The organism is Pseudoduganella sp. GW821-FHT12E03, assembly GCF_058807115.1.
In genome coordinates this window covers 78998-91644 of sequence record NZ_JBXAQJ010000006.1, presented here as the reverse complement: position 1 = coordinate 91644, position 12647 = coordinate 78998, and the positions used below count along the sequence as shown (strand labels likewise).

The 12647-nt window shown below is 63.8% G+C and carries 12 protein-coding genes; 2 read left to right on the top strand and 10 right to left on the bottom strand.

The genetic code is table 11. From position 1 onward, the window contains the following. Positions 1 to 95: 95 nt before the first annotated feature. The gene (locus AC1RRC_RS16480; protein ID WP_493056596.1) at positions 96 to 1943 is read right to left on the bottom strand and encodes a TOL_0244 family TonB-dependent receptor; all 1848 of its coding nucleotides are present in this window, start codon (positions 1941 to 1943) and stop codon (positions 96 to 98) included. Between the two features lie 304 nt (positions 1944 to 2247). Here AC1RRC_RS16480 and ppa point away from each other — a divergent pair, with 304 nt between their 5' ends. Next, positions 2248 to 2787 (top strand): inorganic diphosphatase, encoded by a 540-nt coding sequence (gene ppa / locus AC1RRC_RS16475; protein ID WP_493056595.1) that lies wholly within the window; start codon positions 2248 to 2250, stop codon positions 2785 to 2787. 254 nt (positions 2788 to 3041) lie between these two features. On the opposite strand, the gene pcaD is transcribed toward ppa, so the two are convergent. The 9 genes from pcaD to AC1RRC_RS16430 all read right to left on the bottom strand — a co-directional run bounded on the left by pcaD (position 3042) and on the right by AC1RRC_RS16430 (position 11464). Next, the gene (gene pcaD / locus AC1RRC_RS16470) at positions 3042 to 3872 is read right to left on the bottom strand and encodes a 3-oxoadipate enol-lactonase (protein ID WP_493056594.1); all 831 of its coding nucleotides are present in this window, start codon (positions 3870 to 3872) and stop codon (positions 3042 to 3044) included. A 13-nt stretch (positions 3873 to 3885) separates the two neighbouring features. Further along, positions 3886 to 5148, bottom strand: a complete 1263-nt coding sequence (locus tag AC1RRC_RS16465) for a benzoate/H(+) symporter BenE family transporter (RefSeq protein WP_493056593.1) — start codon at positions 5146 to 5148, stop codon at positions 3886 to 3888. A gap of 208 nt (positions 5149 to 5356) precedes the next feature. Then, the gene (locus tag AC1RRC_RS16460) at positions 5357 to 6145 is read right to left on the bottom strand and encodes a 1,6-dihydroxycyclohexa-2,4-diene-1-carboxylate dehydrogenase (RefSeq protein ID WP_493056592.1); all 789 of its coding nucleotides are present in this window, start codon (positions 6143 to 6145) and stop codon (positions 5357 to 5359) included. Further along, positions 6142 to 7188, bottom strand: coding sequence for a benzoate 1,2-dioxygenase electron transfer component BenC (gene benC / locus AC1RRC_RS16455; protein ID WP_493056591.1), 1047 nt, complete (start codon positions 7186 to 7188; stop codon positions 6142 to 6144). Before benC ends, AC1RRC_RS16460 begins: the two co-directional genes overlap by 4 nt. An 8-nt stretch (positions 7189 to 7196) precedes the next feature. Next, entirely contained in the window at positions 7197 to 7688 is a 492-nt protein-coding gene (benB, locus tag AC1RRC_RS16450) for a benzoate 1,2-dioxygenase small subunit (RefSeq protein ID WP_493056590.1), read from the bottom strand. Then, a complete protein-coding gene (gene benA / locus AC1RRC_RS16445; protein ID WP_493056925.1) occupies positions 7685 to 9043 on the bottom strand; it encodes a benzoate 1,2-dioxygenase large subunit in 1359 nt (452 codons plus the stop codon). Before benA ends, benB begins: the two co-directional genes overlap by 4 nt. A 52-nt stretch (positions 9044 to 9095) precedes the next feature. Beyond that, the gene (gene catA / locus AC1RRC_RS16440) at positions 9096 to 10016 is read right to left on the bottom strand and encodes a catechol 1,2-dioxygenase (protein WP_493056589.1); all 921 of its coding nucleotides are present in this window, start codon (positions 10014 to 10016) and stop codon (positions 9096 to 9098) included. Between the two features lie 25 nt (positions 10017 to 10041). Next, complete coding sequence (catC, locus tag AC1RRC_RS16435; protein WP_493056588.1) at positions 10042 to 10332, bottom strand: muconolactone Delta-isomerase; 291 nt, start codon at positions 10330 to 10332, stop codon at positions 10042 to 10044. A gap of 22 nt (positions 10333 to 10354) precedes the next feature. Further along, positions 10355 to 11464 carry a muconate/chloromuconate family cycloisomerase gene (locus AC1RRC_RS16430; RefSeq protein ID WP_493056587.1) on the bottom strand — a complete coding sequence of 370 codons (1110 nt, stop codon included), beginning with the start codon at positions 11462 to 11464 and terminating at the stop codon, positions 10355 to 10357. 177 nt (positions 11465 to 11641) lie between these two features. On the opposite strand from AC1RRC_RS16430, the gene AC1RRC_RS16425 reads away from it, so the two are divergent. Next, complete coding sequence (locus AC1RRC_RS16425; RefSeq protein WP_493056586.1) at positions 11642 to 12556, top strand: LysR family transcriptional regulator; 915 nt, start codon at positions 11642 to 11644, stop codon at positions 12554 to 12556. Positions 12557 to 12647: the final 91 nt, after the last annotated feature.

The window sequence follows — 12647 nt, the reverse complement described above, 5'->3', positions numbered from 1 at the left end:
AAGTTGCCGTCACTGCGTAGGGCGGCTTTTACTAAGCCGCCATTGCGTGCAGTCCATCGGCGCCTGCACGCAAGTGAACAGCGCGCCCCACGAATTCAGAATTTCACACTGAGTAATACGTCCACCACCCGCCCCAGCATCACGGTATCTTGCGGGTTTGGCGAGGCCAGCCCGCCAAACTCGCGGTGCCGCCGGTCAAACAGGTTGCGCGCGGCGACCGTCACCTCCACCTGGCGCGCCGGCCGCCAATTCCACTGTACATCGGCCACCGCATAGGATGGCACCGGTGTTGCCGTCAGCGGGTTGTTTGACACCGTCGCCGGCAGGCGGCCGACTTCACGCAAGGTCAGTTGCACGTCATGCTGCTCCAGGGCGTGCCAGCGTGCGCTGAGCCGCAACTGATGTGCCGGATCCCTGCCTTGCCGCTGTTGCCGCCGCAAGCTGCCCTTGAACTCCTGGTGCAGCAGCAGCGCGCCGGCTTCCAAGGTCCAGTCGCGCGACGGCATCCATGTCGCCTGCGCTTCGATCCCCTGGGTAAAACCATGCACCTGGTTGCCGATCACCAGGGTGGCGCCTTGCTGGTCCACGCTGCGCAAGCGCTGGTATTGCGTATGAAAACCGACCAGCGACCATGACCATGCGGGACTGTGCTGCATGCGCCAGCCGGTTTCCACCGTGTTGGCGATTTCAGCGCGGAACTGTGGGCCGCCCGTCAACTGGTAGGGCGGGCGCGCGGGGAAATACACTTCCGTATCGATGCGTGACGGCGCCCGTACGTTGCGCGCCAGGGTGGCCCACCACAACGCACCGCTGCGGGGAGACCAGGCCAGCTTGATGCTGGGCAGCCATTCCAGGCCGGTGTACCTGTTCGATTCCACCCGTGCCCCGCCGATCACGCGCCAGCCGTCCTGCCAGCGCCATTCATGCTGGACGAACAGGTTACCCCAGCGCAGCTTGCGTTGCGCGGGCAGGAACGCCAGCATGCCGTTCAACCCCACCCGGTCCGCCGCGTAGCGGTAGCCGCCGCCAACGATGGTTTCATGGCCGGACTGGCGCGGCAAATGGTATTGCACGTCGAGGTCGTAAGTATTTAATTGCTCGACCAGGACGCCGGGCAAGTCACGCTCGGTGCGGTCGGCATAGGCTTGCACGCGCAGGCTGGCGCCATCGGCCATGCCGTGCTCCCAGTGCGCCATCAGGTTGGCGCCGGATAAATGTGCGCGCACAGGCGTCGGCTGTTCGCCGGAACTGCGGTAATAGTCGCCCTGCACGGTGTAACGGTCGTCACCCTGGCGCCAGTTGGCGCGGAAACCGGCCTGGCCGTGGCCCCATTCGTCCGGGCTGCTGGCGCCGCTGGCGCGCCGCGTGCGTTTGCCGCTGTCGGCTTTGCCGTACACGGCGTAAGCGATATCGCCGCCGGCGCCGAGGCGGCCCGCATGCCGCCAGGCGGCGCTGTTGCCGCTCTGGCCGCCGCCCAGTTGGGCCAGGTCGCCGGTCAGCGCATCGGCTTTCTTCATGATGACATTGATGACGCCGTTGACGGCATTGGTGCCCCAGGCCACGCCGGCCGGACCGCTGATGACTTCGATGCGGTCGACGTCGGCCAGCAGCACATCCTGCGCATCCCAGAACACGCCGGAATACAGCGGCGTGAACACCGTGCGGCCATCGATCATCACCAGCAGCTTGTTGGTGGTGATGTCATTGTGGCCGCGCGCCGTGATCGCATACTGGAACGACGTGGTTTGCGCCACTTGCAGGTTGGGCGCCAGGCGCAGCGCTTCCGGCAAGGTGCGCACGCCGGCGCGGCGCAGCATATCGTTGCTGATGACATAGACCGACGCCGCGGTGTCGGCCAGCCGTTCTTCCTTGCGCGAAGCCGAGGTGATGCGCACCGCACTGAGCTCTTCCAGCGACAAGTCGGCGAGGCTGGTGTCTTGCAAGTCTTGTGCACAGGCCGGGGAGAGCGCCGCCGCGAAAAATAATGTGATTACGTCGCGAATGTGTGGAACGGACTGCGCTGCACTGGTCATAAAGGCTTCCCAAGCTGGCTTACGGACCGGCGCCCGATGCAAGGGCGGCAATGTGGCCATCTTAGCATGTGCTTTTCGCGGCTGCGGAAGGCTGGCGGGACGGTGTTGCTCATCGGCACAGGCTGTGGCTGGCTGCGCGACGGCGACAGGCCTCTTGCAGTTCGCTATAATGTCGCGGTTAGACTTTTCATACGCAATCCCACCAAGGAAAAACATGAGCCTGAATAAAGTGCCGGCCGGTAAAGACGTGCCGAACGATTTCAACGTCATTATCGAAATCCCGATGAATGCCGATCCGATCAAGTACGAAGTGGACAAGGAATCCGGCGCGATCTTCGTCGACCGTTTCATGGGCACCGCGATGCACTACCCATGCAACTACGGCTACGTGCCAAACACGCTGTCCGACGACGGCGACCCGGTTGACGTGCTGGTCATCACCCCATTCCCGCTGATCCCGGGCGTGGTGGTGCGTTGCCGCGCAATCGGCGTACTGAAAATGACGGACGAATCCGGCGAAGACGCGAAAGTGCTGGCCGTGCCAGTCGACAAAGTGCTGCCGATCTACAAACACTGGCAAAAGCCGGAAGACCTGCAAGACCTGCGCCTGCAGCAAATCCAGCACTTCTTCGAACACTACAAAGACCTGGAACCAGGCAAGTGGGTCAAGGTCCAGGGCTGGTTCGGTCCGGAAGAAGCCAAACAGGAAATCCTGAATGGCGTGGCCAACTACAACAAGGAAGAGCAGGCGTAATAGCTGCCGTATCCCACAAAAACGCACCTTTGGGTGCGTTTTTTTTACCCCCCCCAGTGGGGTCAGGCGTGCGTTCGTGCACAAAACCGGTGGGGTCAGGCGTGCAATCGTGCATTCAGTTTCCCGCCACTGCCGTCCCAGCAAGGGAAACGTGGCGCTTGCGCGGCATAGCCTTGGCAAGGTCTGCTCGCAGAAAATGGCCATAGGGCCGCTGGCATGCTGTCATAGCGGCGCGGCCGGCCGAAAGATATGCATCAATGCACGCCTGACCCCAAGGGGGGAATGCACGAATGCACGCCTGACCCCACGAGGGGGAGGAAATTGCGTAGGGTGGCGGTGAAGGAGCTGGGGGCTTCGATGTTGGAGATGTGCGATGCTTCCAGGATTGCCAGCTGCGCGCCCTCGATTGCTTCGCACAGCGCTTCGCCATCGGCCACGGTGGTGACGGGATCGTGGCGGCCTGCGATGACCAGCGTGGGAGAGGAAATGGCGGTGATGTCCGCGCGCAGGTCGGCCATGGCCAGCGCTTCGCAGCACGCCGCGTAGCCTTCGCTGTCCTGGCGCCCCAATGTGCCGGCCATGGTTTGCGCCTCTGCGGCATGCGCGGCGGTCCATGCCGGTGTGAACCAGCGTGTGGCGGAGGACGCCGCGATATCTGCCAAGCCATGGCGGCGCACCGCTGCCGCGCGCGCCATCCACCCATCCCGCGTGCCGACCTTGGCGGCCGTATTGGCCAGCACCAGTTTCAACACCCGCTGCGGCGTATGAATCGCCAGCCATTGCGCCGTCACGCCCCCCATCGACAGCCCGCAGACATGGGCGCGTTCGATGTCCAGGTGATCGAGCAGCGCCACCACGTCGCCGCCTAGTTGCGCCACGGTGTAGGGCCCCGGCGGGGACGATGAACGGCCATGGCCGCGCGTGTCGTAGCGCACGACAAAGTAATCGGGCGCCAGCGCGGCGGCTTGCGCATCCCACATCGACAAATCCGTCCCCAGTGAATTCGACAGCAGCAGGCAAGGCTTGCGGCGGTCGCCCAGGGTTTCAAAGTAGATGGCCACGCCATCCAGGTGTACGACGGGCATAACTTCTCCTTGATTAAGCAGGCTTGCGTGCAAACGTCAGGACCCAGTGGGCGCCCATGCCGAACACAATGCCCCAGAACGCCGCACCCAGGCCCAGGAAGCCCATGCCGGACGCGGTGGCGATAAAGGTGATGACGGACGCTTCGCGGTGTTTTTCATCGGCCACGGCGCCGCTCAAATTGGCGCCGATGGCGCCCAAGAGTGCCAGGCCCGCCAGCACCGCCACCAGTTCGCGCGGCAGCGCGGCAAACAGGGCAACGATGGTCCCCGCCAGCATGCCGCCGATGACATAAAACAGACCGTTGGCCAGTCCCGCCACATAGCGCTTGGCGGGATCGTCATGCGCATCCTTGCCGGTACACAGCGCCGCCGTAATTGACGCGATGGCGATGGTGATGCCGCCGAAGCACGCCACCACCAGCGACGCCAGCCCCGTCGCACCCATCACGACGCGCGCCCCCGGTTGGTAGCCCGACAATTTTAAAATCGCCAGCCCCGGCAGGAACTGGCCGGACAGGCTGACCAGCAGCAATGGCAAGGCAAAGCCGATGGCGGCGCGCCAGCTCCATTCGGGCGCCAGCCATTGGGGCTGGGCCGCCACCAGGCGCACATTGGCGACTTCGGCCTGGCCGGACAGCAGCGCGGCCAGCGCACCGGCCAGCAATACCAGCAGCACCGCGTGGCGCGGGGCAAAGCGCTTGCCCAGCAGGTAAGCGGCCAGCATGGCCAGCGCCAGTACCGGCTGCGATTGCGTGGCGCGGAACGCGCCGGCGCCGAACTGGAACAAAATGCCCGCCATCATGCCCGCCGCGATGCCGGGCGGGATATGCCGCATCAGGCGGTCGAACGCACCGGACCAGCCGATCAGCATCACGGCCGCGCCGGCCAGCAGGTATGCGCCGATGGCTTCGGCCACCGGCATGCCGGGAAATAAGGTCACCAACAGCGCGCTGCCCGGCGCGGACCAGGCGGTGATGACCGGCATTTTCAGGCGCCAGCTGAGCCAGATGCCGGACAGGCCCGCACCCCACGAAATGGCCCAGATCCACGATGACATCACGGCATCGGACACGCCGGCCGCATGGCCCGCCTGCAGGAAGATCACCAGCGGCCCGGAATACGAAATCACCACGGCCAGGAAGCCCGCCAGCATGGCAGGCAGGGACAGGTCGCGGCGCAGGGTGGCCAGCAGCCCGTGAGCGGCTGGCCCGCCGAATGGCACGGCGTCACCGGCAGCCGCATTGCCGGATGCCCCGCGCGCAGTTGCTCCCGGCATCGTTGTAGCCTGCGCCGCAGCAACAGCTGCCGGGGACCCCTGCGCCGCTGTTCCTTGTCCCGTCACACTCTGCCATGCTCCGTCCGGCGCATGCGCCGCGCCCCCGGCACGCTGTACGGCCAGCAAGGCAGCGCTGTTTGCCGCGGAGGCATTGGCTGCCTCCCGCACCGTGCTGTCCGTCACTCCATCATCATGGCGCCCCATCGCATCAACCCTGGTCGCCGCCGCCGACCGGCAGCACCGTGCCCGTGATGTAGCTCGCCTCCGGCGACGCCAGGAACAGGATCGCGCGCACCTGTTCATCGATGGTGCCGTAACGGTGCATCAGGCTACTGTCTTTGGTCTGGTCGATGATGGCCTGGTACCACTGCTGTTCCTGTTCCGACAGCGGCGTGGGATTGCGCGGCACCTTGCGCGGCGGCGCTTCCGTGCCGCCGGTCGCCACCGCATTGATGCGGATGCCCGATTGCGCGGTTTCCATCGCCAGGCTGGCTGTCAGCGCATTGATGCCGCCCTTGGCCGCGGAATACGGGATACGGTAAATGCCGCGCGTGGCGATCGAGGAAATATTGACGATGGCGCCGCTGCGCCGCGCCAGCATATAGGGCAGCGCCGCGTGGCAGCACCACAAGGTCGGGAACAGCGAGCGGCGGATTTCCGCTTCGACCTGCTCCGGCGCGTATTCCTGGTACGGCTGCACCCAGATCGTGCCGCCCACGTTATTGACCAGCACATCGATGCGCCCAAACGCTTCGACCGCCGCCGCCATCAAGTCCGCCGCACCCTGGTGCGTTTCCAGGTCGGCCTGCACGGCAATGGCCAGCGCTTTCAGTTGCTGCACCTCGGCCAGCACTTCATGCACCAGGGGCGAGCGGTCGCACAGCACCAGCTGCGCGCCTTCGCTGGCCGCCGCCAGCGCCACGCCGCGTCCTATGCCCTGGGCCGCGCCGGTGACCACCACGACTTGCCCATGGAAACGATGCACAGCGCGGTTCATGGCTGGCTCCCCGTGGCGCTGCTGGCCGAGAATTTTTCGTAATAAAAATTCGCCGGCTGGACACCGATGCTGGAAAACCAGTTGCGCACCGCGTCCACCATCGGCACCGGACCGCACAAATACACATCCGCGTCACCGCCGTTCAGCCAGCCCGGTTCCACGTGCGCGGTGGCGTAACCCTTGCGCGGGTGCGCGCTGTCCGGATCGGCCACGCACGTTACATATGAAAAACGCGGATGCGCGGCGGCGATGCGCTCCAGCTGGTCCAGCGCCACCAGGTCGCATTCGCGGGTGACGGCGAACACCAGGCGGACCGGCTGGGTAAATGCTTGGTCGGCCAGCACGTCCAGCATCGACAGGAATGGCGCAATGCCCGTGCCGCCGGCCAGCATCAACACCGGCCGCTGCACCGGGCGCAGGTAAAAACTGCCGAATGGTCCGGCAAATGAAATCGCCTGTCCCGGCTGCGCGTCACCGGACAGATAGCGGCTCATCAAGCCATCGGGCACATTGCGCACCACGAACGATGCCTGCGCCGCGCCCGGGGCGGAACTGAAGGAATAGGAACGCGTCAGCGCCGAACCAGGCACTTGCACGTTGACGTATTGGCCCGGCAGGAAGTCCAGCGCCGCCGGATTGTCCAGCGCGATGGCAAAGCGGATCGTCGATTCCGATACTTTATTCACCGCCGCGATGGCGCCGCCATGGCTGGACGCGCCGGTCTTGCAGGCGGTGGACGTGGCAGGGATGTTCACCACGCAATCGGACGTGGGACGCATCTGGCAAGCCAGCACCTTGCGCTGCGCCGCTTCCTCCGGTGTCAACGCATCGTCGATGTAGCTCGACGCCGGCATGTCATAGCTGCCCGATTCGCAATGGCCACGGCAAGTGCCGCACGCGCCGTCGCGGCAATCGAGCGGGATGTTGACCTTTTGGCGGTAAGCCGCGTCGGACAGCTTTTCATTGGGATTGCAGTTAATGAAGCGGGTGACGCCGTCTTCGAACTGCAGGGCGACGCTGTAATGTGTCTGTGTCTGGCTCATGATCGGCCTCAAATGTGGTACACGTCGATGACCTGGTTGATGTAGTCGTTTTTCAGCACGACGTACTTGTTCAGGATCTTCGGGCTGTCGCCGGCAAAGTCGATCATGTAGCGCGACATGCCGAAATAACTGTAGTCCTGCTTGTAGCGGTGGCTCAGCGTGTGCCAGTTGAAGCGCACGGTATACACACTGCCTTCCCGCTGTTCCACTTCGACATTGGCGATGTTGTGGCTGGTGCGGGTATCGGGCATGGTGGCCGAGGATCGTTCCGTCTTGATGCGGAACACGCGGTCTTCCAGACCCTGGCGGGTGGGATAGAAGATCAGCGAAATTTCACGCTGCGGGTCCGTCACCAGCTGGTCGTCGTCATCCCACGACGGCATCCAGAATTGCGCGTCGTCGTGGTAGCACGCCAGCCAGTCGTCCCACTGTTCGTCATCGAGCAGGCGCGCTTCCCGGTACAGGAAGGCCGTGATCGTGTTGAAATCAACCGCGCTCATGCCTGTTCCCCTTCGGCGGTCAGCGCCTTTTTCATGACGTCGAGCCAGTAGCGGTGCTGCACCGTATATAAACCTTCGTCCTCGGTGCGCACGCCGCTCATGACGGGCTTCAGGCCCAGTTCCTTCGCCGCCTCGTCGGCGCCCTCGATCCAGTGCGTCGAACCACGGCACATGTCGTTCCACTCCATGGCGCTGCCGGCATAACCCTGCTGGCAGGCGCGGAATTCTTCCAGGTCGTCCGGCGTGGCCATGCCGGACACGTTGAAGAAGTCTTCGTACTGGCGGATGCGGCGCGCGCGCGCCTCGTCCGGCTCCCCCTTCGGCGCGATGCAGTAGATCGTGACTTCGGTCTTGTTGACGGCAATCGGGCGCAGCAGCCGGATCTGCGACCCGAACTGGTCCATCAGGTACACATTGGGATACAGGCACAGGTTGCGCGAACGCTCCACCATCCAGTCCGCCGCCGGCTTGCCGAACTTCTCGGCATAGTCGCCGTGGCGCGGGAAATTGGGGCGGTCTTCCGGATTGGCCCACTTGGTCCACAGCAGGATATGGCCCTGTTCGAAAGCGTAAAAACCGCCGCCCTGTTTGCCCCATTTGCCGGCATCCATCGCGCGGATCTTATCCTCCCGCATGGCTTCCTGTTCCTTGCGGCGGTTGGTGGTGGCCGCGTAGTTCCAGTGCACGGCCGACACGTGGTAGCCGTCCGCGCCATTTTCCGCCTGCAGCTTCCAGTTGCCTTCGAACGTATACGTCGATGAACCGCGCAGCACTTCCAGGCCGTCCGGCGACTGGTTGACGATCATGTCGATGATCTTGCCGGCTTCGCCCAGGAATTCCGCCAGCGGCGCCACGTCCGGATTCAGGCTGCCGAACAGGAAACCCTTGTAATTCTCAAAGCGCGCCACGCGCTTCAAGTCATGCGAACCTTCCTTGTTGAAGCAATCCGGATAGCCGGCGTCTTCCGGGTCTTTGACTTTCAACAGCTTGCCGTTGTTGTTGAAGGTCCAGCCGTGGAACGGGCAGGTATAGGTCGCCTTGTTGCCGCGCTTGTGGCGGCACAGCTGCGCGCCACGGTGGCTGCAGGCATTGATGAAGGCATTAAGTTCGCCGTTGCGGTTGCGCGCGATGAACACCGGCTGGCGGCCGATGTGCGTCGTGTAGTAATCGTTGTTGTTCGGGACCTGGCTTTCGTGGGCCAGGTAGATCCAGTTGCCTTCAAAGATGTGTTTCATCTCGAGTTCGAACAGCGCTTCATCGGTGAAGGCGCTGCGGTGCAGGCGGTAATCGCCCTTATCCTTGTCTTCGACGAGGTAGGCATCGAGCGACTTCGGGCCGTCCGCTTGCGTGGACATGGCGGACTTGACGGGCATGATCGGGATCACGGTGGTTCTCCTTGTCTGGGCTTCAGGCGGCGGCGCGGATGCGGTCCACTTCGACGGCCGGTGCGCGCCGGGTTTCGCTGTACAGGCGGAAGTCGAAATCGATGCTGGAATACGGCGCGGACAAGCCCTTGGCGGCAATCGCGGCAGTGTCGGTCACCTTGGCGATGGCCGGCACCAGGCCATCGCGGCTGGCGAAGGCGAAGTCGTCCCACAGGTACTCATCGCCGTCGATGTTGATCTGCGTGGTCAGCTTGCGCTGGCCGTCGGCGCTGACGAAGAAGTGGATGTGGGCCGGGCGCTGGCCGTGGCGGCCCAGCTTGTCGAGCAGGCGCTGGGTGCTGCCGTCGGGCGGGCAGCCATAACCTTTCGGCACGATGGTCTGGAACTGGTAGCGGCCTTGCTCGTCCGTGATGATGCTGCGGCGCAGGTTGAAGTGCGACTGGGTCTGGTCGAAGAACGAGTAATTGCCATTCAGGTTGGCATGCCACACTTCGACCTTGGTGTTCGGCAGCGGCTTGCCCTGCTCGTCGTACACGGTGCCTTGCATGAACAGCACGTCGGCATCGGCGCTTTCCGTGCCGTCGTCGAGGCGCGCAAAGCCCCGGCTTTCCGGCGCGCCGGCCACATACAGCGGGCCTTCGATGGTGCGCGGAGTGCCGCCGGACAGGCCGGCCTTCGCTTCGGCTTCATCGGCGCGGATATCGAGGAAGCGTTCCAGGCCCAGGCCCGGGGCCAGCAGGCCCAGTTCATTGGCGGCGCCGGCGGCGGACAGGTATTCCAGTCCCTTCCAGAATTCGCTCGGCTGGATATCGAGGTCTTCGATCGCCTTGCACAGGTCGCCCACCAGGCGCAGCACCACTTGCTGCACGCGCGCGTCCGCCGGACGGGTGGCGCTGTCTACGATCCAGGATTTCACCAGGCGGTCGATGTCGTTGTGTGTCATGTCAGTCTCCTTGTTTGTGGGTGGGTTATTGATCGTTGTCGCGGATCGACGAGGGATGGCGCAGCAGCGGGGTGATCTGGATTTGCATATACGGGAACAGCGGCAGGCCGGTCAGCACGGTGTGCAGTTCTTCCACGCTGTCGACGTCGAACACGCTGACGTTGGCGTACTGCCCGGCGATGCGCCAGATGTGGCGCCACTTGCCGCTGTCTTGCAATTGCCGGGAATACGCCTTTTCTTTGGCCTTCACCGCGTCCGCTTCGGCGGCGGGCAGGGTGGACGGGATGTTTACATCCATACGAACCTGGAACAGCATGGTGCTTTCTCCTTGTTGTGCGTTATTGACGGCGCAGGCGGCCGAGTTTTTCCATATCGACGGTGACGCCCAGGCCGTGGCCGGTCGGCACTTGCAGCATGAAGTCCCGGTAGACCAGGGGTTCCTGCAACACTTCCTCGGTCAGCAGCAGGGGGCCGAACAATTCCGTGCCAAAGGCCAGGTCGGGGAAGGTGGCGAACAGGTGGCTTGACGCGGCGGTGCCGATGCCGCCTTCGAGCATGGTGCCGCCATACAGGGCGACCCCCGACAATTGCGCCACCGTGGCCACTTGCGCGGCCGGGGTCAGGCCGGCGGACTGCGTGATCTTCACGGCAAACACGTCGGCGGCGCCGGCGGTGGCGTAGCTGTACGCGTCGAGCGGGCCTTGCAGCGCTTCATCGGCCATCAGCGGCACGGCAAAGTGCCGGGTCAGGCGCGCCATGCCGGCCTGGTTGTGGGCGGCGATCGGTTGCTCGATCAAGTCCACGCCGCCATCCTGCAGCGCGGCAATCGCTTCCATCGCTTGCAGTTCGCTCCAGGCCTGGTTCACATCGACGCGTACACTGGCCTTGTCGCCCAGTGCTTTTTTGATGGCCAGCACGTGGGCCACGTCGTCCCGCACGGCGCGGGCGCCGATTTTCAGTTTGAAGATGCGGTGGCGGCGCAGTTCCAGCATGTGCTGCGCTTCGGCGATGTCCTTGGCCGTGTCGCCGCTGGCCAGGGTCCAGGCCACCGGCAAGGCATCGCGCACCCGGCCGCCCAGCAATTCGCTGAGGGGAATGCCGAGGCGGCGCGCCTGCGCATCGAGCAGCGCGGTTTCAATCGCGCACTTGGCGAAGCGGTTGCCTTGCACCGCCTTGCGCAGCAGCGCCATGGCGGCGGCCACGCGGGTGGCGTCGCGGCCGATCAGCAGCGGGGCAATGTGGGCATCGATGTTGGCCTTGATGCTCTCCGGGCTCTCTTCGCCGTAATTGAGGCCACCGATGGTGGTGGCTTCGCCCCAGCCTTCGACGCCGTCGCCGCAGCGCACCCGGACCAGCACCAGGGTCTGCGTGCTCATGGTGGTCACGGAGAGCTTGTGGGGGCGGATGGTCGGGACATCCGCGAGGAATGTTTCTATACTGTGGATCATATCTTTTCCGTATGGTCGGCATCAATCAATCGAATGTAGGCAGAATAGTCCTGGCGATTCCTTGCGTCTAAGACTGATTTGGTAGCGACTCCATACCTAAAAGGTATTGCTTTAAAAAGTCGGAAAGCTTTACCATGCGATCTGGCTTCCCCACTCCTGACCAATAGAGGTGCGACATTGGAAATCCGGCATTTGCGTTATTTCCTCGCGGTGGCTGAAGAGCGCAACTTCACCCGCGCCGCGCAGCGCCTGTTCATTGCACAGCCGCCGCTGAGCCGCCAGATCCAGCAACTGGAAGAGGAACTGGGCGTCGAACTGTTCGAAAAAGGTTCGCGGCCGCTGCGGCTGACCGAGGCGGGCGAATTTTTCCAGGCGCACGCCAAGGTATTGCTGGACAAGGTAGGCGACCTGAAAACCATGACCCAGCGCGTGGGCAAGATCGAGCGCAAGCTGTCGATCGGCTTCGTCGCGTCCACCCTGTATGGCCTGTTGCCGGAAATCGTGCGCCGCTACCGCGCGGAAAACCAGCAGGTGGAAGTCACGTTCCACGAAATGACCACGATGGAGCAGATGCGCGCCCTCAAGGAGGGCAGCATCGATGTCGGCTTTGGCCGCGTGAAGGCTGAAGATCCATCGATCCGCCGCATCTTGTTGCGGGAAGAGCGGCTGATCGTGGCGCTGCCCTTCGGTCATCCGCTGGCGCTGCTGGAGCGGCCGCTAAAATTGAAAGAACTGGTGGAGGAAACGCTGATTGTTTATCCCAAGTCGCCGCGGCCCAGCTTTGCGGACCAGGTGCTGGCCGCGTTCAGCGACCGCGCACTGCATCCGGAAAAGATCATGGAAGTGCGCGAACTGCAAATTGCCATCGGTATGGTGGCGGCGGGGCAGGGCGTGTCGGTGGTGCCGGACAGCTTGCAGGGCATGAAACGCTCGGACGTGCAATACCGGACCTTGAACGACCAGCATGCCGTGTCGCCGATCCTGTTCAGCATCCGGTTGATGGACCGCTCGGAAGAATTGCGCAGCATGCTGAAGGTGATTTATGACGTCTATGATGCGCGCGGGATTCCGCATGTGAAGGAGGAATTGTAGGGCGGTTTTGCCGGAGGCAAAGCCGCCATGCGCGTCTCAACGCGGCATGATACGGCGCCGGGTTGCATGCATGGCGGCTTTCGCCTCCGGC

Bases quoted from the DNA above. Each gene is read 5' to 3' on its own strand.
- ppa (WP_493056595.1), top strand. From the start codon at position 2,248: ATGAGCCTGAATAAAGTGCCGGCCGGTAAAGACGTGCCGAACGATTTC.
- pcaD (WP_493056594.1), bottom strand. From the start codon at position 3,872: ATGCCCGTCGTACACCTGGATGGCGTGGCCATCTACTTTGAAACCCTG.
- AC1RRC_RS16465 (WP_493056593.1), bottom strand. From the start codon at position 5,148: ATGCCGGGAGCAACTGCGCGCGGGGCATCCGGCAATGCGGCTGCCGGT.
- AC1RRC_RS16460 (WP_493056592.1), bottom strand. From the start codon at position 6,145: ATGAACCGCGCTGTGCATCGTTTCCATGGGCAAGTCGTGGTGGTCACC.
- benC (WP_493056591.1), bottom strand. From the start codon at position 7,188: ATGAGCCAGACACAGACACATTACAGCGTCGCCCTGCAGTTCGAAGAC.
- benB (WP_493056590.1), bottom strand. From the start codon at position 7,688: ATGAGCGCGGTTGATTTCAACACGATCACGGCCTTCCTGTACCGGGAA.
- benA (WP_493056925.1), bottom strand. From the start codon at position 9,043: ATGTCCACGCAAGCGGACGGCCCGAAGTCGCTCGATGCCTACCTCGTC.
- catA (WP_493056589.1), bottom strand. From the start codon at position 10,016: ATGACACACAACGACATCGACCGCCTGGTGAAATCCTGGATCGTAGAC.
- catC (WP_493056588.1), bottom strand. From the start codon at position 10,332: ATGCTGTTCCAGGTTCGTATGGATGTAAACATCCCGTCCACCCTGCCC.
- AC1RRC_RS16430 (WP_493056587.1), bottom strand. From the start codon at position 11,464: ATGATCCACAGTATAGAAACATTCCTCGCGGATGTCCCGACCATCCGC.